Here is a 19,652-nt window from a genome sequence, read left to right as displayed (position 1 = left end):
CTGCGGAACCCCCCGACCACCCCCCACCCGCCGCGACGCAAGCTCGGGCGGGAGGGGGGTGGTCGGTTCCGCAGCGGGAGCAGGGTGCCCTGGGGCGTGTCGGCGCTGGCCGGCGTCGGCGAGTCGAGATGGGTGGTCATGTCAGGCGTCCGCATCCGCACCCGACCGGCTGCGCGAGACGGCGATCGAGGCAAGGGTGTTGATGATCAGGGTGATGATGAAGAGCACGAGGCCGGCGGACAGCAGGGCCGACAGCTGCGCCTCGGAGGCGTCGCTGAACTTGGTCGCGATGAGCGCCGAGATGGTGTTCGTCCCCGTCTCGATGACGCGGGGCTTGAGGATCTCCGCCTGGTTGATGATGAGGACGACCGCGATCGTCTCTCCGAGGGCGCGGCCGAGGCCGAGCATCGTGCCGCCGATGATGCCGCCGCGACCGAAGGGCAGGACGACGGAGCGGACCATCCCCCAGCGGGTCGAGCCCAGGGCCAGGGCGGCCTCACGCTCACCGGGCGGCGCCTGGGAGAAGACCTCGCGCATCACGGCGCAGATCATCGGCAGCACCATCATCGCGACGGCGATCCCAGCGAGGAAGGCCGATCCCTGGTACTTCAGCGGTTCCGGCATCGCGGCGTCGGGGTCGGTGTCCTTCACCTGGAAGAACGGGAGGAAGCCGAGGTTCTGGTGAAGCCACATCGCGACCTCGCCGACGTGGGGCCGCAGGAGCCAGAAGCCCCAGATGCCGTAGATGAGCGAGGGGACGGCGGCCATGAGGTCCACCGCGGAGATGCACAGGCCCTTGATCCTCGCCGGCGCGTAGTCGCTGATGAACAAGGCGGTGAGGAAGGCCAGCGGAAAGGCGATGACGAGGGCGACGAGCGCGACCGACACCGTGCCGCCGAGCACGGCGGCGATGCCGATCGTGTCCTGCTCGGGGTTCCACTCCGTCTCCGTGAAGAAGGTCCACCCGTACCGCTGGAGGGTCGGGAACCCGCTGTAGAGGAGGAAGAGCCCGATCCCGCCGGTGATGAGGAGCACGACCGTCCCGACGGCGGTGGCGGACCAGGCGAAGACGCGGTCCACGCCGGTGCTGCGACGGTTGAGCTTCCTCGGGCGGTCCTCCACCCCCTCGGGGCGGGTGGGCAGGTAGGTCGTCACGGCCTGTTTTTCCTCATGCTGAAGGGCCCGAACCTTGCCGGGCTGAGTGAAGCGGGGGTGGCCCGGAGGGGCCGTGATCCAGTGTGAATCCGGGGGTGCGGTGCCTCCGACCAGATCCGATGAACGACGGGTGAACATCTCCCTGCGGGTCGGTGACCGACGGGTGGCGACCCGGCGACCGGGGTGCGTCCGCGGCGGTCGCATCCTGAGACCGCCCGTCTCGCAGATTGACACCTCCGACGTCGGCGGGGGAGAGTCGCGGACGTGGCACGCACCGACGTAGTTCCCGGGCGCGCTGGCTGAGCACCCGCCGGCCGGCGCGCGACCCTTCTGTCCCGCCACGGGACCGGGGGGTCGTTCCGTTTCGGGACACGTCCCCCGGCCGCGACGCGGCCGCTCGAGCAGCCGGGCGACCGGCGGACAAGGAAGAGCACGGTGAGCGAGATCAGGTCCCCCGGGCAGACCCCGGGCGCGCCGACCCCGGCGGCGGTGGCCCGGCAGAGCCAGTCCCGCGTCCCGGTCGAGGTCACGGGGGCCCAGGCCCTCGTCCTCTCGCTCGAGAACGTCGGTGCCGAGGTCGTCTTCGGGATCCCCGGCGGGGCGATCCTCCCCGCCTACGACCCCCTCATGGACTCGGTGACGGTCCGCCACGTCCTCTGCCGCCACGAGCAGGGTGCGGGGCACGCCGCCGAGGGCTGGGCCGCGTCGACCGGCAAGGTCGGCGTCTGCATGGCCACCTCCGGCCCGGGCGCGACGAACCTCGTGACCCCGATCGCCGACGCGTACATGGACTCGGTGCCGATGGTCGCGATCACGGGCCAGGTCGCCAGCCGTGCGATCGGCACGGACGCCTTCCAGGAGGCGGACATCCGCGGCATCACGATGCCGATCACGAAGCACAACTACCTCGTCACCGACGCGGCGCAGATCCCGCGGGTCGTCGCCGAGGCGTTCCACGTCGCGTCCACGGGTCGGCCCGGCCCGGTGCTCGTCGACATCGCCAAGGACGCGCTCCAGGCGCGGACGACGTTCGACTGGCCGCCCCGGTTCGACCTTCCCGGGTACCACCCCGTCACGCGGCCGCACGCGAAGCAGATCCGCGAGGCCGCGCGGCTCATCGCGCAGTCCCGGCAGCCCGTCCTCTACGTCGGCGGCGGCGTCATCCGCGGCCGGGCCCACGAGGAGCTGAGGCGGTTCGTCGACCTCACCGGCATCCCGGTCGTCACGACGCTCATGGCCCGCGGGGCGTTCCCCGACAGCCACGAGCTGCACCTGGGCATGCCCGGCATGCACGGGTCGGTGGCGGCGGTCACGGCCTTCCAGAAGGCCGACCTGCTCATCACGCTCGGCGCGCGCTTCGACGACCGGGTCACCGGCGCCCTCGAGTCCTTCGCGCCGCACGCCAAGGTCATCCACGCGGACATCGACCCGGCGGAGATCGGGAAGAACCGCACCGCCGATGTCCCCATCGTCGGCGACGTCAAGGTCGTCCTCGACGAGCTGACCGAGGCCGTCGCGGCCGACCGGGACGGAGACGGCCGGACCCCGGACATCTCGGCGTGGGTGCGCCGCACCCAGGGGTGGAAGCGGACCTTCCCCGTCGGCTACGAGACGAGCTCCGACCCGGAGCACCTCCACCCGCAGTACGTCATCGAGCGACTGGGCGAGCTGTCCGGTCCCGACGCCTTCTACGCCAGCGGCGTGGGCCAGCACCAGATGTGGGCGGCCCAGCTCATCCGCTACGAGCGACCGAACGCCTGGCTGAACTCCGGCGGCGCAGGGACGATGGGTTACTCCGTCCCGGCGGCGATGGGCGCGAAGGCGGCCAACCCGGAGGCCGTCGTGTGGGCCATCGACGGGGACGGGTGTTTCCAGATGACGAACCAGGAGCTCGCGACCTGCGTCATCAACGACATCCCGATCAAGGTCGCGATCATCAACAACAGCAGCCTGGGCATGGTCCGGCAGTGGCAGTCGCTGTTCTACGACAAGCGCTACAGCAACACGGACCTGCACACCTCGATCGGCAGCCGGATCCCGGACTTCGTCATGATGGCGGAGGCCTACGGCTGCCTCGGCCTGCGGTGCGAGCGCCCGGAGGACGTCGACGACGTCATCCGGCAGGCACTGGAGTGCAACGACCGGCCGGTCGTCATCGACTTCGTCGTCGAGCGGGACGCCATGGTGTGGCCGATGGTCCCGGCGGGGCTGAGCAACGACCTCATCCAGGTGGCGAAGGACACGGCGCCCGACTGGGACCGTGAGGAGTCCGAGGCGATCGAGCAGGCGGAGGATGCCGACCATGACGGCGAGTGACCGGAGCAGCAAGCACACCCTGTCGGTCCTCGTCGAGGACAACCCCGGTGTCCTCACGCGCATCTCCGCGCTGTTCTCCCGGCGCGGGTTCAACATCGACAGTCTCGCCGTCGGGCCGACCGAGCACCCCGACGTCTCCCGGATCACCGTCGTCGTCGACGTCGAGGACCACCCGCTGGAGCAGGTGACCAAGCAGCTGAACAAGCTGCTCGAGGTCCTCAAGGTCGTCGAGCTCGACGGCGAGGGGTCGGTCCAGCGCAAGATCGTCCTCGTCAAGGTCCGCGCCGACCGGCAGACCCGCGGCCAGGTCGTCGAGGTCGTCCGCCTCTTCGACGCGAAGGTCGTCGACGTCGCCCCCGACGCCCTGACGATCGAGGCGACGGGCCACTCGGGGAGGATGAAGGCCTTCCTCGAGATCCTCGAGCCGTTCGGCATCAAGGAGCTCGTCGAGTCCGGCATCGTCGCGGTCGGCCGCGGCAGCCGCTCGATGACCGACCGGGCCGGTCGGCCCGCCTGACCCACGACCAGACCTCAGCACCACCGACGAAGGAGCCCCACCATGGCCGAGATCTTCTACGACGACGACGCCGACCTGTCGATCATCCAGGGGCGCAAGGTCGCCGTCATCGGGTACGGCAGCCAGGGTCACGCCCACGCGCTCAACCTCCGCGACTCCGGCGTCGACGTCCGGGTGGGTCTCCAGGAGGGCAGCAAGAGCCGCGCCAAGGCGCAGGACGAGGGCCTGACCGTGAAGACCCCGCGCGAGGCCGCGGAGGAGGCCGACGTCATCGTCATCCTCGCCCCGGACCAGGTCCAGCGGCACCTGTACGCCGACGAGATCGCGCCGGTCCTGTCCGAGGGCGACGTGCTCGTCTTCGGCCACGGGTTCAACATCCGCTTCGGCTACATCCAGCCGCCGGCCGGCGTCGACGTCGTCCTCGTGGCGCCGAAGGCCCCGGGTCACACGGTGCGTCGCGAGTACGTCGCCGGCCGGGGCATCCCGGACATCATCGCGGTCGAGCAGGACGCCTCGGGCCTGGCGTGGGACATCGCCAAGTCGTACGCCAAGGGCATCGGCGGCACGCGGGCCGGCGTCATCAGGACGACCTTCACGGAGGAGACCGAGACCGACCTGTTCGGCGAGCAGGCCGTCCTCTGCGGCGGCATGTCGCACCTCGTCCAGGCCGGTTTCGAGACGCTGACCGAGGCCGGGTACCAGCCGGAGATCGCCTACTTCGAGGTCCTCCACGAGCTCAAGCTCATCGTCGACCTCATGTGGGAGGGCGGCATCGCCAAGCAGCGCTGGTCGATCTCCGACACCGCCGAGTACGGCGACTACGTCTCCGGCCCGCGGGTCATCGACGCCTCGGTGAAGCAGCGGATGGAGGAGGTTCTCGCGGACATTCGTTCCGGCGCCTTCGCCACCCGCTTCATCGAGGACCAGGACAAGGGCGCGCCCGAGTTCCAGCAGCTGCGCGAGAAGGAGGCCGGCCACCCGATCGAGGCGACCGGCAAGACCCTGCGCTCGCACTTCGCGTGGAAGCAGGCCGACGACGACTACACCGAGGGCAGCGCCGCCCGCTGACGTCACGGGGACGACCGACGGAGGGCGGTCCGGGCTGCGGCCCGGACCGCCCTCGTCGTGTCGTCGCGGCATCCCTCGCCCTCGGTCGGTGAACCGGGACGCGGCAGTCTGACCGCATGGTGGGAGGTCGGTCCGCGACTCGGACGGGGTTCTACGATGAGCCCGGCACGTAGTGACCCGGGACCGTGCCCCGGACCCATCATTCGCCCCCACGAAGGAATCGTCCGTGACCAAGCCTGTCGTCCTCCTCGCCGAAGAACTCTCGCCCGCGACCATCGAGGCCCTCGGCCCCGACTTCGAGATCCGTCGCTGCGACGGCGCCAACCGCGACGAGCTGCTGCCCGCGCTCGCGGAGGGTGTCGATGCGGTCCTCATCCGCTCGGCGACGAAGATGGACGCCGAGGCGATCGCCGCCGCGCCCGGCCTGAAGGTCATCGCCCGGGCCGGCGTCGGTCTGGACAACGTCGACGTCCCGGCGGCGACCAAGGCCGGGGTGATGGTCGTCAACGCCCCGACGTCCAACATCACCTCGGCCGCCGAGCTCGCGGTCGGCCTCCTCCTGGCCAGCGCCCGGAACATCGCGCCGGCGAACCAGGCGCTCAAGGGCGGCACGTGGGCCCGCAAGCAGTACGGCGGCGTCGAGGTGCTCGACAAGAAGGTCGGTGTCGTCGGCTTCGGTCGCATCGGCCAGCTCGTCGCCGAGCGGCTCAAGGGCTTCGGCGTCGAGATCCTCGCCTACGACCCGTACGTCTCGGCGCAGCGCGCCGGTCAGCTCGGCGCCCGCCTCGTCACGCTCGACGAGCTGCTGGCGGAGGCCGACTTCATCACCATCCACCTGCCGAAGACGCCCGAGACCCTCGGGCTCATCGGGGAGGAGGCGCTGCGCAAGGTCAAGCCGGGCGTGCACATCGTCAACGCCGCCCGCGGGGGGATCATCGACGAGGCCGCGCTCGCCACGGCGATCGCCGAGGGCCGCGTCGCCGGCGCCGGCATCGACGTCTTCGCCTCGGAGCCGTGCACGGACAGCCCGCTGTTCGAGCACGAGTCGGTCGTCGTCACCCCGCACCTGGGTGCCTCGACCGAGGAGGCGCAGGAGAAGGCCGGCGTCGCCGTCGCCCGCTCGGTGCGGCTGGCGCTGTCCGGCGACCTCGTGCCGGACGCCGTCAACGTCTCCGGCGGCGCCGTCGCCGAGGAGGTCCGCCCCGGCATCGACCTGGTCGAGAAGCTCGGCCGGATCTTCACGGCCATCGCCGGCGCCGTGCCGGTCCAGCTCGACGTCGACGTGCGTGGCGAGATCACCGAGCACGACGTCTCGGTCTGGGGCCTGTCCGCCCTCAAGGGCCTGTTCACGGACGTGACGAGCACCCCGGTCACGTACGTCAACGCACCGCTGCTCGCGGAGGAGCGGGGCGTCGAGACGCGACTGCTGACGGACCCGGTCTCCGAGGACTACCGGAACATCACGACGCTGCGCGGCACGCTGGCCGACGGCCGGCAGCTCGCGGTCGCCGGCACGCTCACCGGACCGAAGATGGTCCAGAAGCTCGTCGGCATCGACGGCCTCGACCTCGAGATCCCGATCAGCCAGCACATGGCCTTCTACCGCTACGAGGACCGCCCGGGCGTCATCGGCACGATCGGCGGTCTCCTGGGCGAGGCGGGGGTGAACATCGCCGGCATGCAGGTCGCCCGTGACGACGAGCAGGGGCAGGCGCTCGTCGCACTCACCCTCGACTCGGCCGTCCCGGCAGACCTTGCCGAGCAGGTGATGTCCCAGGTCGGGGTCGACCAGTTCCGCATCGTCGAGCTCGACTGACGCGTTCACGCAGGCCCGCCACGACCCGAGAGCCGCCCACGGTGACGTGGGCGGCTCTCGTCGTCCCCGCCGACCCCTCACGGGCGGCGGGTCCGGGTCAGGCGACGGAGGGGATGCTGGTCGGGCTGGTCCCGGTGGAGGGGACGGTCGTCCGCGCCGACGTCGCCTCGTCCGACCGCGTCGCCTGCTGGCCGTTGTCGCGCGCCGGGCCGCCGGTGCGCACCTCGACGGACTTCAGGTCGGCGTTGACCTCGACCATGACGCGCTCACCGTTCTTGGTGCCCATGACGTCGTAGGAGCCGTCGGGGTCCTTGCGCACCGACTGGACCGTCACGGCCGAGTCCGTGGTCGTGACCGCCTTGGTGACCTTCGTCGCCTCGTCGCCCGTGACCTCGGTGTGCGCGTGCCCACCGCGGCCCCCCGGGCCGTCCGGACCCTGGTCGCCGGTGCGGATGTCCACGCTCTTGAGGTCGCCGGCGACGCGAGCCATGGCCCGCTCGCCGTCCTTGGTGCCCGCCACCAGGTACGCGCCGTCGTCGGTCTTCCCGACCCGCTCCACGGTGAAACCGGAGTCCTTCGCCCTGACGGCCGCGCCGACCTTCGTCGCCTCCTGCCCGGTGACCGCGGTGAGGTTCATCCCGCCGGGTCCACCGTGGCCGTCACCGGGTCCGGGGCCACCCTGGCGCACCTCGACGGACTTCAGGTCGGCGCTGACCTCGACCATGACGCGCTCACCGTTCTTGGTGCCCATGACGTCGTAGGAGCCGTCGGGGTCCTTGCGCACCGACCCGACCGTCACGGCCGAGTCCGTGGTCGTGACCGCCTTCGTGACCTTCGTCGCCTCGTCGCCCGTGACCTCGGTGTGGGCGTGGCCGCCCCGTCCGCGGTCCGCCTGGGCGGAGGAGGTGCTGGAGCCGGCGGCGTTCGAGTCCGTGGTGGAGTCGGCCCGCGCCAGGGAGGCGCCGGCGAAGACGAGGGAGCCTGCGGTGACGGCGGCGGCCGCACCGGTGACGAGCTTCGTGCTGCTGACCATGATCGGTCCTTTCCGTGGTGGTGTGCTCTGGCCACTTCACGGTCGGGTCCGAACCTGTCGTGAGGCTATGAGGCCGGTGAGGCCTGGCCATGGGCTCGCAGCCGACGTCGTCGTGATCGGTCGAGGACGGACGACTCAGCCCGCCTGCGGACCGGGCGCGGGCAGCGCGACCCGGAACACCGTGCGGCCCGGCGCCGACTCCACGCCGATCGTCCCGCCGTGCGCGACGACGACCGCGTCGGCGATGGACAGTCCCAGGCCCGTGGACCCCTGTCCTCGGACCCGGGCATCGTCGGCGCGGGTGAATCGGGCGAACACGGTGGGCAGGAGATCGCCGGGGATGCCGGGTCCGTCGTCCTCGACCTCCAGAGCCACCCGGTCGACGTCGGGGCGCAGCCGGGTGGTGACGGTGGTCCCCGCGGGGGTGTGGACGCGGGCGTTGGCCAGCAGGTTGACGACGACCTGGGTGAGCCGGGCGGGGTCGCCGACGACCTCCACGGGTTCGTCCGGGAGGTCGAGCCTCCAGCGGTGGTCGGGGCCGGCCGCACGGGCGTCCCCCACCGTGTCCAGCAGCAGCATCGTGAGGTCGACCCTGGTGCGTTCCAGCGGCCGCCCGGCGTCGAGGCGGGCCAGGAGCAGGAGGTCCTCCACCAGCGAGGACATGCGTCCGGCCTCGGACTCGATGCGTCCGAGGGCGTGGCGGACACCGTCCGGGACGGGGTCGGTCTCGCGGCGGGACAGCTCGGCGTACCCCCGGATCGACGCCAGCGGGGTGCGCAGCTCATGGCTCGCGTCGGCGACGAACCGGCGGAGCTGCTGCTCGCTGTCGTGCCGGGCCTGAAGGGCGGCGTCCACGTGGTCGAGCAGGTCGTTGAGGGCTGCGCCGACCTGCCCGACCTCGGTGCGGCGATCGGTGTGCTGGGCCGGGACGCGCTCGGTCAACGAGACCTCGCCGCTGCTCAGGGGCAGGGTGGAGACCCGCCCCGCCGTCGCGGCGACGTGTTCGAGGGGACGCACGTTGACGCGCACGAGCCACGGGATGCCGAGCGCGATCAGCCCCAGCCCGAGCAGGGCAAGGCCGATGGTCACGGTCCGGATGCGGGCGAGGCTGTCCTCGAGGGGACGCATCGAGACCCCGCTGACGACGCGACGACCATCAGGCGTGGTCACCTCGACGAGGCGGTACCGCCCAAGCGTTCCGAGGTCCACCGTGCGTGGCCGCCCGTCGAGACCGGCGGCGAGCAGCGCCGACGCCTGCTGGGCCGACAGCGAGGTCGTGCCGCCTCCGGGGACGCCGACCTGGTTGACCGTCACCGTTCCGGAGTCGGCGGCGAGCACGAGGCCGTCGGTCAGCTGGCGGCCGGGTGGGCGGTGGTCTCGTTCGCCGTCACGATCGGGGCCGACGGCTCGGGCGGCCGTGCTCATCACCCTGGCGTCGAGCTCGCGCTGCAGGGACTGTTCGACGAGGGTGGTCGTCACGAGGCTGGTGAGCAGGGTGACCACGGCGAACAGCGTGAGGATCGAGACGACGAGGCGCCGACGCAGCGTCCAGCCGGAGAACGGCCCGCGGGGGAGATGAGGGCCGGGGGCGGCGGGGGGCGGCGAGGCGGTGCTCACGGCGCCGGCTTGAGGATGTACCCGGCGCCGCGCATCGTGTGGATCATCGGGTCACGACCGGCGTCGACCTTCTTGCGCAGGTAGGAGATGTACAGCTCGACGACGTTGGCCTGCCCGCCGAAGTCGTAGTTCCACACGCGGTCGAGGATCTGGGCCTTGGACAGGACACGCCTCGGGTTGCGCATGAGGTAGCGCAGGAGCTCGAACTCGGTGGCGGTGAGGGCGATCTCCGTGCCGCCGCGGGTGACCTCGTGGCTGTCCTCGTCGAGCGTGAGGTCGCCCACGACGAGCACCGCGCCGGCCGGGCCGGCGGTGACGGCGGTCCGGCGCATGAGGCCCCGCACGCGGGCGACGACCTCCTCGAGGCTGAAGGGCTTGGTGACGTAGTCGTCCCCACCGGCGGTGAGGCCGGCGACCCGGTCCTCGACGGCGTCCTTCGCGGTGAGGAAGAGCACCGGGATGTCGGGGGTGTCGGCCCGCATGCGTCGGAGGACCTCCATCCCGTCGAAGTCCGGCAGCATCATGTCGAGCACGACGGCATCGGGCCGGAACTCCTTGGCGGTTCGGACGGCAGCCAGACCTGCGTGGGCGGTCTGCACCTCCCAGCCCTCGTACCGCATCGCCATCGAGAGCAGCTCGGTGAGGTTGGCCTCGTCGTCGACGACGAGGCCAACCTCACCGAGCTGCTCTCGATGGCGATGCGGTACGAGGGCTGGGAGGTGCNGGAGCGTACCCGGCCTCCGGGGCGACCCCGTCACCCCCGGCAGGCCGCGCGGACACGCTCACGCACAGGACTCGCACAGCCGGGACCCGGCGCCGGCCCGGCGTCCCCGTGTTCCCTGGCCCCATGCCCCCGGCAGCCGGCCCCGCCCTCCCCCGCCCCGACGGCTCCCCCGTCCGCGTCCTCGTCGTCGACGACGAGGACGCGGACGGGGGAGCCGTCGGGGCGGGTGAGGGCGGGGCCGGCTGCAGGTGGCATGGGACCAGTGAACACGGGGACGCCGGTCCGTCGCCGTGTCCCGGCTGTGCGATTCCTGTGCGTGAGCGTTTCCGCGCGTCCTGCCGGGGGTGACGGGGTCGCCCCGGAGGCCGGGTACGCTCCGACGTCACATCCGCGATGCGGGACGGTCGTCCGCATCTCGGACTGCCGCGGCTAGGCTGGCTACCATGACCGAGACGACCGTGGATACTCCTTCGGACACGACGGCCCACGCCCTGGACATCGCCGTCATCGGTGGTGACGGGATCGGTCCGGAGGTCGTCACCGAGGGGCTCAAGGTCCTCGACGCGGCGCTCGAGGGCACCGGCGTGACGGTGAGCCGCACCGAGTACGACCTCGGGGCGCGACGGTGGCACGCCACGGGGGAGACGCTCCCAGAGTCGGTCGTCGAGGAGCTGCGCGGTCAGGATGCGATCCTCCTCGGTGCCATCGGCGATCCGAGCGTCCCCAGCGGCGTCCTCGAGCGTGGGGTCCTGCTCCCGCTGCGATTCGCCCTGGACCACTACGTCAACCTTCGCCCGGCCACGCTCTTCCCGGGGGTGCGCAGCCCGCTCGCCGACCACGTCACCGACGCGGGTATCGACTTCGTCGTCGTCCGGGAGGGTACCGAGGGGCCCTACGTCGGCAACGGGGGCGCGGTCCGCATCGGCACGCCGCACGAGATCGCGACCGAGGTGAGCGTGAACACCCGCTTCGGGGTCGAGCGCGTCGTCCGCGACGCCTTCGCCCGCGCGCAGGCCCGCCCCCGCAAGCACCTCACCCTGGTGCACAAGCACAACGTCCTCGTCCACGCCGGGCACCTGTGGCGCCGGACGGTCGACGAGGTCGGCCGGGAGTTCCCCGACGTCGAGGTCGCCTACCAGCACGTCGACGCCGCGACGATCTTCCTCGCGACGGACCCCGCGCGGTTCGACGTCATCGTCACCGACAACCTCTTCGGCGACATCATCACCGACATCGCGGCCGCGATCGCCGGCGGCATCGGCCTCGCAGCGAGCGGCAACATCAACCCCGACCGGACCACCCCGAGCATGTTCGAGCCGGTCCACGGCTCCGCGCCCGACATCGCCGGCCAGGGCGTCGCCGACCCGACGGCCACCGTCCTGTCCGTCGCGATGCTCCTGCGCCACCTCGGCTTCGACGACCAGGGCGATCGGGTCGAGGCCGCGGTCGCGGCCGACCTCGCCGAGCGCGGGGAGGCACGGCGCTCGACGAGCGACGTCGGCGACGCCATCGCCGCCCGCCTCTGACCCCTCCCAGGGTGGTGCCCCGTCCAGCGGCGCTAGCCTGCCCTCCGACCCGACCGCCCCGAGGAGGAGCCCGATGCCGCTGACGACCGTCCGCACCCCCCACCCCTCCCCGCTGGCCGTCGACGAGCGGGAGGTCATCCTGGCCGCGCCGGGGTTCGGGCAGCACATGACCGACCACATGCTCACCATGGAGTGGTCGCAGGAGTCCGGCTGGAGCGACGCGAGCCTCCAGCCCTACGGCCCGATCCAGCTCGACCCCGCGGCCTCCGTCCTGCACTACGCGCAGGAGATCTTCGAGGGGCTCAAGGCGTACCGCCACGAGGACGGGTCCGTGTGGACCTTCCGTCCGGAGAAGAACGCGGAGCGGCTCAACGCGAGCGCACGACGGATGGTCCTGCCCGAGCTGCCCGCCGAGGACTTCGTCGAGTCGCTGCGGGTCCTCGTCGAGGCGGACGAGGCGTGGGTGCCCGCGTTCGGCGACGGGGAGAAGAGCCTCTACCTGCGGCCGTTCATGTTCGGCTCGGCGGCCTTCCTCGGGCTGCGGCCCTCCACCCGGGTCCGGTACAGCGTCATCGCCTCCCCGGCGGAGTCGATCTTCGTCGGCGGGCCCAAGCCGATCACCCTGTGGATCAGCGAGGGCTACGCCCGCGCCGGCGCCGGTGGCACGGGGGCGGCCAAGTGCGGCGGGAACTACGCCTCGGCCCTCGCGGGGCAGATCGAGGGCTCGGCCAACGGCTGCGACCAGGCCGTGTTCCTCGACTCCGCGACGCACACCAAGGTCGACGAGCTCGGCGGGATGAACGTCTTCTTCGTCATGCGGGACGGCACGCTCGTCACTCCCGAGCTCACCGGCACGATCCTCCCGGGGATCACCCGGATGTCGGTGCTGGAGCTCGCGCACGAGTTCGGCCTGCGCCCGGTCGAGCGCGCCGTGCCGATCCAGGAGTGGAGGGACGGGGTCGTCAGCAGCGAGGTGCTCGAGGTGTTCGCCTGCGGCACCGCCGCGATCATCACCCCGATCGGCGAGCTGCGCTGGGCGGGCGGGAGCGCGCCGTCGACGGCTGGCGAGTTCGGCGGCGAGGTCACCCGCGGGATGCGCGAGCGGCTGCTGTCGATGCAGCAGGGCCGCAGCGAGGACACCTACGGCTGGATGACGCGCCTCGTCTGACGATCCGGACCCCGTGCTCCCACCGGGTCCGGATCGTGGACCCCGCGCGAGGGGTGTCCGCGGGGATGTGGCATCGTGGAGCTCGTGACGATCCGAGCGGCTGCCACCGCGGCCATCATTCTTCGCTAGCGCGACGAGCCACACGCTCGTCGCGCAGACCTCCCGCACCCGGGGGGTCTTTCCTTTTGTCGGCACCCGTGCCGGCGTCGGCGGCACCACAGCGCCGCGGGCGAGGACAGCGTGGGATCCCGGATCGTCGACGTCCCGCGGGGCGGCGCCGCGTTAGGCGTGGCGCCGCCCTGTGGGAGCCGACCTACTTCTGGCGAGGACCGATGGCCGACACGATCCACCTCTACGACACGACGCTGCGCGACGGCGCCCAGCAGGAGGGCATCAACCTCTCCGTGCAGGACAAGCTCGCCATCGCGGCGCAGCTCGACGAGCTGGGCGTGACCTACATCGAGGGCGGGTGGCCGGGCGCGAACCCGACGGACACCGGCTTCTTCGAGGCCGCTACCGGAGGGGCCGACCTGCGGACGGCGCGGTTGGCTGCGTTCGGGGCAACCCGCCGGGCGGGGCGGGCGGCGTCGGAGGACTCCCTGCTGCGGGCGTTGCTCGACTCGGGTACGCCGGTCGTCACCCTCGTCGCGAAGTCCCACGTCGGGCACATCGAGCGGGCGCTGCGGACCGACGTCGAGGAGAACCTCGCGATGATCCGCGACTCCGTCGAGCTCCTCGTGGCCGAGGGCCGGGAGGTCGTCATCGACGCGGAGCACTTCTTCGACGGCTACCTCGACGACCCCGACCACGCCCACCGCGTCGTCGACGCCGCCGCGAGCGCCGGGGCGAGCGCGGTCGTCCTCTGCGACACGAACGGCGGCATGCTGCCGGGCCGGGTCCATGAGGTCGTCGCGGCCGTGACCGCCCGGGCGGGGGTCCGCATCGGGATCCACTGCCACAACGACACCGGGTGCGCGGTCGCGAACTCGCTCGCCGCGGTCGAGGCCGGCGCCCGGCACGTGCAGGGGACGATCAACGGGTACGGCGAGCGGACGGGCAACGCCAACCTCCTGACGATCGTCGCGAACCTCCAGACGAAGATGGGCTTCGAGGTCGTCACCCCGCAGCAGCTGGCCCGGGCGACCCAGGTCGCCAACGTCGTCAGCGAGATCACGAACTTCCCGCCGTACAGCCGGCAGCCGTACGTCGGCTCGAGCGCCTTCGCGCACAAGGGCGGGCTGCACGCGAGCGCGATCAAGGTCGACCCCGACCTCTACCAGCACACCGACCCCGCGCTCTTCGGCAACGGGATGCGCATGCTCGTCTCGGACATGGCGGGTCGGGCGAGCGTCGAGCTCAAGGCCGAGGAGCTCGGCGTGGAGCTCGGCCCCGACTCGGGTGAGGCCGTCGGCCGGGTGCTCGCGACCGTCAAGGAGCTCGAGTCGCGCGGGTACACCTTCGACGCGGCCGACGCCTCGTTCGAGCTGCTCCTGCGGCGCGGGCTCGGGCAGGACGTGCCCCACTACGCCGACATCGAGTCCTGGCGGGTCATCACGGACGCGCGCGGGGACGACGATGCGCTCTCCGAGGCGACGGTGAAGGTCCGCGCCGGCGGGCGGCGGGTCGTCGCGACCGGCGAGGGCAACGGTCCGGTCAACGCGCTCGACCATGCCCTGCGCGAGGCGCTCGCGGAGGTCTACCCCGAGATCGACGCGATGGAGCTGGTCGACTATCGCGTCCGGATCCTCGACGCCGCGCACGGCACGGACGCCGTCACGCGGGTCCTCCTCGAGACCGCCGACCACGACGGCACCTGGGTGACGATCGGTGTCGCCGGGAACATCCTCGAGGCGTCGTGGCAGGCGCTGCGGGAGTCGATCACCTACGGGCTCATGCGGGCGGGTGTGCCGGCGCGCTGAGCAGGAGCGCGTCGCAGACCTCGAGCAGCCGGTGGCGCAGGGCGTTCGAGCGACCCACGAGGTCGCGCTGCCGGTCGACGAACTCGGCCTTCCCGGAGGAGGTCTCGATGCGGACCGGTGGCAGGTCGAAGGCCGCGAGGTCGTAGGGCGAGGCCTGCATGTCGAGCACCCGGACGGCGAGCGCGTGCTCGAAGGCGTCGGCGGTGAGCTCCGACGGGACGGCGGGGGCGAGCTTGAAGCACCACTTGTACACGTCCATGCCGGCATGGAGGCAGCCGGGCTGCTCGTGATGGATCTGGGTCTCGCGGGTCGGGCGCAGCGTGTTGCGCGGCCGGGCGTCGGCGGTGAAGAAGCGGTAGGCGTCGAAGTGGCTGCAGCGGATCCGGTGACCCTCGACGACCGCGTCCGTCTCGGCCTGCGTCAGCCGCAGCGGGAGCGCCTCGTGGCGCTGCTGCCCGGGCGCGAGGCGGTAGACCATCGCCCACTCGTGGAGGCCGAAGCAGGCGGTGGCGGCGGGCCTGGAGAGTGTTGCGGCGAGCAGGTCCCGGACGAACCGCACGGTCCGGCCGCGGCGCGCGACGAAGGCCTCGGTGTCGAGCCGGACCGTCCCGTCGGCGTCGGTGCGGTGGTGGCTCCGCCCGGCGCAGCCGGCGTCGGCGGCGTCGAGGAGCACCCGCCCGGGGCCGGGCTCCCACCGGCGCAGACGGCCGGGGGAGTGACCGTAGTACTCGACGAGGAAGTCCTCGATCGGGTGCTTCTCGCCGCGGGCCGCCCGGTCGCGGATGCCGGCGGTCAGCGCGTCGACCCGCGCGGCGTGGGCCTCCTGCGCCGGGCGCCACTCCTGGCGGGTCAGGGTCGAGAGCTCCACCGCGCGAACTCTACGGTCACTCGTGCTCGAGCGAGGTCGTCGGGATCTGCGCGCGATCGATGACATCTGCGCGCGATGTTCGGCGCGCAGATGTCAGTTGCGCGCGCAATTGCGACAGGATCGGGGGGCACGCACCTCCAACGACGAAGGGCCTCCCGTGACCATCTCCCGCTTCCGTTCTCTCGCCTCGGCGGCCGCCGCCGTGGCCCTTGCCGTCGGCGTCACCGTCGGTGCCGGTGGCACCGGCGGGCAGGACGCCGCACAGGCCATGGCCGCGGCGACGACGCCGACCCGCTACCTCGCCCTGGGCGACTCCCTCGCCGCCGGCTACCAGCCCGGTCGGGGCGACGCCAAGACGGGCGGCTACGTCGGTTCCGTCGACCGCTACCTCACGTGGAAGCTCGGCAGGAACGTCGCGACGACGAACCTCGCCTGCAGCGGCGAGTCGTCCACGACCATGCTCCTCGCGGGCAAGTGCTCCTACCGCGAGGGCAGCCAGATGCGGGCGGCCGAGGCGTTCCTGCGGCAGCACCGCGGCGAGGTCGCCCTCGTCACCCTCACCCTCGGGGCGAACGACATCCAGCGGTGCGCCCGCGGCGGCGCGATCGATCTCCCCTGCCTCACCGACGGGGCCGGCAAGCTCTTCCGGAACCTCCCCGAGATCTACGGCCGCCTGCGGGCCGCCGCCGGGCCGGACACCCGGATCATCATCACCGACTACTACAACCCCTTCCTCGCGAGCTGGCTCTCGGGGCAGTCGGGCAAGGACGCCGCGAAGCAGTCGGCGCTGGCGAACGTCGCGCTCAAGGAGTACATCGGCGCGACGGCCCGGGCCGCGAACGCCCAGCGGGCCCGCGTCGCCGACGCCTTGCGGGACGACGACACCACGCTCGTCAGCGACCCGACCTACGGCGAGGTGCCGCGCAACGTCCAGATGATCTGCACGAACACGTGGATGTGCACGGACACGAAGGACATCCACGCGAACGACAAGGGCTACCGCCTCATGGCGAACGCCGTCATCGCCCAGTGGCGCACGGGTCTGACGACGACGAACCCGTGATGCGCTGACCGCACGTCGAGGCCCCGTCCGAGCTCGCCGGGACGGGGCCTCGTCGGGTCCCTGGGGTGTCACCTCCGTAGGGTGTCGCCGTGCGCATCGCGAGATTCACCGAGGGAGACGACCCCGCCTACGGCCTGGTCGACGGCACGGGCCAGAAGATCGCCGAGATCACCGGCGACCCGCTCGTCACGCGGATCGAGCTCACGGGCCGGACGCTGAAGGTCGAGGACGTCCGGCTCCTGGCACCGGTCATCCCGCGCAGCAAGGTCATCGGCGTGCGGAGCAACTACGCCGACCACGCCGCGGAGATGGGCAAGGACGTGCCGGCCGAGCCCGGGCTCTTCCTCGTCCCGAACACCGCGGTCGTCGGACCGGGCGACCCCGTCGTCATCCCGCCGGAGACGAGCGAGGTCAGCTACGAGGGCGAGCTGGCCGTCGTCATCGGGCGGATGTGCAAGGACGTCGCGGAGGAGGACGTGCGCAAGGTCGTCCTCGGGTACACGATCGCCAACGACGTCACCGCCCGCGACCTGCAGCGGACCGACGGGCAGTGGGCCCGCGCGAAGGGCTTCGACACCTTCTGCCCGCTCGGGCCGTGGATCGAGACCGAGCTCGACCCGCAGGACTGTGCGATCCGCACGACGGTCGACGGCGAGGTCCGGCAGGACGGCCACAGCAGCGACATGGTCCACGGCGTCGCCGCGGTCATCGCGTACGCCAGCCGCGCGTTCACCCTGCTGCCCGGGGACGTCATCCTCACCGGCACCCCGGCCGGCGTCGGTCCGATCACCGCCGGGCAGCGGTGCGAGATCGAGATCGACCAGATCGGGACCCTGTCGAACCCCTTCGTCGCGAAGGACTGACCAGCCGGCGCGGTCGCGTCCGCCCCCGGCGTCCGCGACTACCATCGAGCGCATCATGAGCAGCTCGCCCACGGACGCCGCGTCCGCACCCGTGCCCACCACGCCGTCGACCCCGGGAGCGCCGCGCCTGCGGATCGCCCCGAGCCCCACGGGAGACCCGCACGTCGGCACGGCGTACATGGCCCTGTTCAACCGCGCCTACGCCCGCCAGCAGGGTGGGTCCTTCGTCCTGCGCGTCGAGGACACCGACCGGGCGCGGTTCGACCCGACGAGCGAGCAGCAGCTGTACGACACGCTCGGCTGGCTCGGCCTCACGTGGGACGAGGGCCCCGACGTCGGCGGCCCGCACGCGCCCTACCGGCAGAGCGAGCGCCTCGACACCTACCGCCCGTACGTCGAGAAGCTCCTCGCGAACGGCAACGCCTACCACTGCTGGTGCTCACCCCAGCGGCTGGCCGAGATGCGCGAGCGGCAGCAGAAGCTCAAGCAGCCGACCGGCTACGACCGGACGTGCCTGGGCAAGACGCGGGAGGAGCGCGCCCAGGAGCCCGGGTTCCAGGAGACGCCCGTCGTCCGCATGCGGATCCCCGACGACGCGCCGACGAGCTTCGAGGACCTCATCCGCGGCACGGTGAGCGCCCCGCGCCCCGACGACCAGGTCATCCTCAAGACCGACGGCTTCCCGACGTACCACCTTGCCGTCGTCGTCGACGACCACGAGATGGGCATCACCCACGTCGTGCGCGGCGAGGAGTGGATCAGCAGCACGCCCAAGCACGTCCTGCTGCACCGGTGGCTCGGCCTCACCCCGCCGGTGTTCGCCCACATGCCGCTGCTGCGCGACACCGACCGCTCGAAGATCTCCAAGCGGAGGAACCCCGCCGCGCGCCTCACGTGGTTCCGCGAAGAGGGCTACCTGCCCGAGGCGGTCGTCAACTTCCTCGCGCTGCTCGCGTACCCGCCGGCGAAGAACGCCGAGGGCGAGGACGTCGAGCAGTTCACCTTCGACGAGTTCGTCGAGCGCTTCGACTGGCGGCTGGTCAACACCGTCGGGCCCGTCTTCGACATGAAGAAGCTCGACTGGCTCAACGGCCAGTGGATCCGCGACCTCGAGCTGAAGGATCTCACCGCCCGGCTGCTGCCGGTCCTCGTCAAGGACGGGATCCTCACCGACAACCCGACCCTGGGGCAGCTGGGGCGCCTGCAGGACGTGGCCGCACTCATCCAGACCCGGATCGCCAGGCTCACCGAGGCCAGCGCGCTCGTCGCCCCGTTCTACGACGCCGACGACGCGCTCGTCGTCGACGAGGAGGCCCGCGCGAAGCTGTCCCCGGACGCCCCCGCGGTGCTCGACGCCGCGATCGCTGCGCTGGAGCCGCTGCAGGAGCCGCCGAGCTTCGACGAGCCCGGCCCTCAGCACTTCGTCGCCGCCGCGATCGAGGCTGCGCTGCGCGCCGCGATCGTCGACGGGATGGGCATCAAGCCGAAGCTCGCCTTCGGCCCGCTGCGGGTAGCGGTCTCCGGGCAGCGGATCAGCCCGCCGCTCTTCGAGTCGATGGAGATCCTCGGGAAGCACTCCACGCTCGCCCGGCTGCGTCGGCTGCGCGCGACCTACGAGGGGTCGCCCGCGGAGGGCTGACCGATTTGGGTGCCACCGACGGGGCCGCTAGACTCTCCCCTCGGTTCACCCACGACCTCGTCGCTCGATCGGCGGCGGGTCAGGGGTTGACACCCCTTGGGGTATGGTGTAATTGGCAACACAGCTGATTCTGGTTCAGTCGTTCTAGGTTCGAGTCCTGGTACCCCAGCGCTGCGGCGGTCCTCCGCCGATTCGGTCGAAACACGCCCGACAGGGTAAGGTTTCGTCTGTTGTTCGCCTGCCGGTCACGGCAGGGTCAGCACCTGGCCCCGTTGTGTAGTGGCCTAGCACGCCGCCCTCTCAAGGCGGTAGCGCGGGTTCGAATCCCGTCGGGGCTACGTGAGGCGAAGGCCCTCCCAC

General features: G+C 71.8%; 15 protein-coding genes and 2 tRNA genes. 12 read left to right on the top strand and 5 right to left on the bottom strand.

What is annotated here, in order from left to right; translation table 11 throughout:
- Positions 1 to 141: 141 nt before the first annotated feature.
- The gene (gene pstC / locus DAA34_RS11845; protein ID WP_234354234.1) at positions 142 to 1,155 is read right to left on the bottom strand and encodes a phosphate ABC transporter permease subunit PstC; all 1,014 of its coding nucleotides are present in this window, start codon (positions 1,153 to 1,155) and stop codon (positions 142 to 144) included.
- 489 nt (positions 1,156 to 1,644) lie between these two features.
- On the opposite strand from pstC, the gene DAA34_RS11840 reads away from it, so the two are divergent.
- The 4 genes from DAA34_RS11840 (at position 1,645) to serA (ending at position 6,872) form a co-directional block, all read left to right on the top strand.
- Positions 1,645 to 3,471 carry an acetolactate synthase large subunit gene (locus DAA34_RS11840; RefSeq protein WP_234354290.1) on the top strand — a complete coding sequence of 609 codons (1,827 nt, stop codon included), beginning with the start codon at positions 1,645 to 1,647 and terminating at the stop codon, positions 3,469 to 3,471.
- A complete protein-coding gene (gene ilvN, locus DAA34_RS11835; protein ID WP_106819571.1) occupies positions 3,458 to 3,988 on the top strand; it encodes an acetolactate synthase small subunit in 531 nt (176 codons plus the stop codon). Before DAA34_RS11840 ends, ilvN begins: the two co-directional genes overlap by 14 nt.
- A 42-nt stretch (positions 3,989 to 4,030) precedes the next feature.
- On the top strand, positions 4,031 to 5,056 hold the full coding sequence (ilvC, locus tag DAA34_RS11830) for a ketol-acid reductoisomerase (RefSeq protein WP_106819569.1): 1,026 nt from the start codon (positions 4,031 to 4,033) through the stop codon (positions 5,054 to 5,056).
- Positions 5,057 to 5,282: 226 nt separating this feature from the next.
- A complete protein-coding gene (gene serA, locus DAA34_RS11825) occupies positions 5,283 to 6,872 on the top strand; it encodes a phosphoglycerate dehydrogenase (protein WP_106819567.1) in 1,590 nt (529 codons plus the stop codon).
- A 97-nt stretch (positions 6,873 to 6,969) separates the two neighbouring features.
- Here the strand turns inward: serA and DAA34_RS11820 are convergent, their stop codons facing one another.
- From DAA34_RS11820 to DAA34_RS11810, 3 genes are all read right to left on the bottom strand, one after another.
- Positions 6,970 to 7,905: a hypothetical protein gene (locus tag DAA34_RS11820; RefSeq protein WP_106819565.1), complete on the bottom strand. Its 936-nt coding sequence runs from the start codon at positions 7,903 to 7,905 to the stop codon at positions 6,970 to 6,972.
- Between the two features lie 135 nt (positions 7,906 to 8,040).
- Positions 8,041 to 9,522, bottom strand: a complete 1,482-nt coding sequence (locus DAA34_RS11815) for a sensor histidine kinase (protein ID WP_106819563.1) — start codon at positions 9,520 to 9,522, stop codon at positions 8,041 to 8,043.
- Positions 9,519 to 10,280 (bottom strand): response regulator transcription factor, encoded by a 762-nt coding sequence (locus DAA34_RS11810; protein ID WP_234354233.1) that lies wholly within the window; start codon positions 10,278 to 10,280, stop codon positions 9,519 to 9,521. Before DAA34_RS11810 ends, DAA34_RS11815 begins: the two co-directional genes overlap by 4 nt.
- Before the next feature lie 409 nt (positions 10,281 to 10,689).
- Here DAA34_RS11810 and DAA34_RS11805 point away from each other — a divergent pair, with 409 nt between their 5' ends.
- The 3 genes from DAA34_RS11805 (at position 10,690) to cimA (ending at position 14,859) form a co-directional block, all read left to right on the top strand.
- The gene (locus DAA34_RS11805) at positions 10,690 to 11,772 is read left to right on the top strand and encodes a 3-isopropylmalate dehydrogenase (protein ID WP_106819559.1); all 1,083 of its coding nucleotides are present in this window, start codon (positions 10,690 to 10,692) and stop codon (positions 11,770 to 11,772) included.
- Between the two features lie 73 nt (positions 11,773 to 11,845).
- Positions 11,846 to 12,940: a branched-chain amino acid aminotransferase gene (locus tag DAA34_RS11800; protein WP_106819557.1), complete on the top strand. Its 1,095-nt coding sequence runs from the start codon at positions 11,846 to 11,848 to the stop codon at positions 12,938 to 12,940.
- Between the two features lie 65 nt (positions 12,941 to 13,005).
- A complete protein-coding gene (gene cimA / locus DAA34_RS11795) occupies positions 13,006 to 14,859 on the top strand; it encodes a citramalate synthase (protein ID WP_407657032.1) in 1,854 nt (617 codons plus the stop codon).
- Here cimA and DAA34_RS11790 read toward each other — a convergent pair.
- Positions 14,831 to 15,727 (bottom strand): 3-methyladenine DNA glycosylase, encoded by an 897-nt coding sequence (locus DAA34_RS11790; protein ID WP_106819554.1) that lies wholly within the window; start codon positions 15,725 to 15,727, stop codon positions 14,831 to 14,833. The two genes, cimA and DAA34_RS11790, sit on opposite strands and share 29 nt — an antisense overlap.
- 157 nt (positions 15,728 to 15,884) lie before the next feature.
- Here DAA34_RS11790 and DAA34_RS11785 point away from each other — a divergent pair, with 157 nt between their 5' ends.
- The 5 genes from DAA34_RS11785 to DAA34_RS11765 all read left to right on the top strand — a co-directional run bounded on the left by DAA34_RS11785 (position 15,885) and on the right by DAA34_RS11765 (position 19,630).
- The gene (locus tag DAA34_RS11785; protein ID WP_158707727.1) at positions 15,885 to 16,790 is read left to right on the top strand and encodes an SGNH/GDSL hydrolase family protein; all 906 of its coding nucleotides are present in this window, start codon (positions 15,885 to 15,887) and stop codon (positions 16,788 to 16,790) included.
- An 89-nt stretch (positions 16,791 to 16,879) separates the two neighbouring features.
- Positions 16,880 to 17,653, top strand: coding sequence for a fumarylacetoacetate hydrolase family protein (locus tag DAA34_RS11780; RefSeq protein ID WP_106819552.1), 774 nt, complete (start codon positions 16,880 to 16,882; stop codon positions 17,651 to 17,653).
- A 55-nt stretch (positions 17,654 to 17,708) separates the two neighbouring features.
- On the top strand, positions 17,709 to 19,292 hold the full coding sequence (gltX, locus tag DAA34_RS11775) for a glutamate--tRNA ligase (RefSeq protein WP_106819550.1): 1,584 nt from the start codon (positions 17,709 to 17,711) through the stop codon (positions 19,290 to 19,292).
- 97 nt (positions 19,293 to 19,389) lie between these two features.
- Positions 19,390 to 19,461: transfer RNA gene (locus DAA34_RS11770), tRNA-Gln, on the top strand.
- A 96-nt stretch (positions 19,462 to 19,557) separates the two neighbouring features.
- Positions 19,558 to 19,630 (top strand) — tRNA-Glu (locus DAA34_RS11765).
- The last annotated feature ends 22 nt before the right edge of the window (positions 19,631 to 19,652 follow it).

Source organism: Janibacter massiliensis, assembly GCF_900289115.1.
Classification (GTDB): Bacteria; Actinomycetota; Actinomycetes; order Actinomycetales; family Dermatophilaceae; genus Janibacter_A; species Janibacter_A massiliensis.
This window is presented reverse-complemented; position numbering and strand designations above follow the sequence as displayed.

What these genes read in the sequence shown, in the direction of transcription:
- ilvN (WP_106819571.1), top strand. Translation starts at nt 3,458, where the DNA reads ATGACGGCGAGTGACCGGAGCAGCAAGCACACCCTGTCGGTCCTCGTC.
- ilvC (WP_106819569.1), top strand. Translation starts at nt 4,031, where the DNA reads ATGGCCGAGATCTTCTACGACGACGACGCCGACCTGTCGATCATCCAG.
- DAA34_RS11820 (WP_106819565.1), bottom strand. Translation starts at nt 7,905, where the DNA reads ATGGTCAGCAGCACGAAGCTCGTCACCGGTGCGGCCGCCGCCGTCACC.
- DAA34_RS11805 (WP_106819559.1), top strand. Translation starts at nt 10,690, where the DNA reads ATGACCGAGACGACCGTGGATACTCCTTCGGACACGACGGCCCACGCC.
- DAA34_RS11800 (WP_106819557.1), top strand. Translation starts at nt 11,846, where the DNA reads ATGCCGCTGACGACCGTCCGCACCCCCCACCCCTCCCCGCTGGCCGTC.
- cimA (WP_407657032.1), top strand. Translation starts at nt 13,006, where the DNA reads ATGTGGCATCGTGGAGCTCGTGACGATCCGAGCGGCTGCCACCGCGGC.
- gltX (WP_106819550.1), top strand. Translation starts at nt 17,709, where the DNA reads ATGAGCAGCTCGCCCACGGACGCCGCGTCCGCACCCGTGCCCACCACG.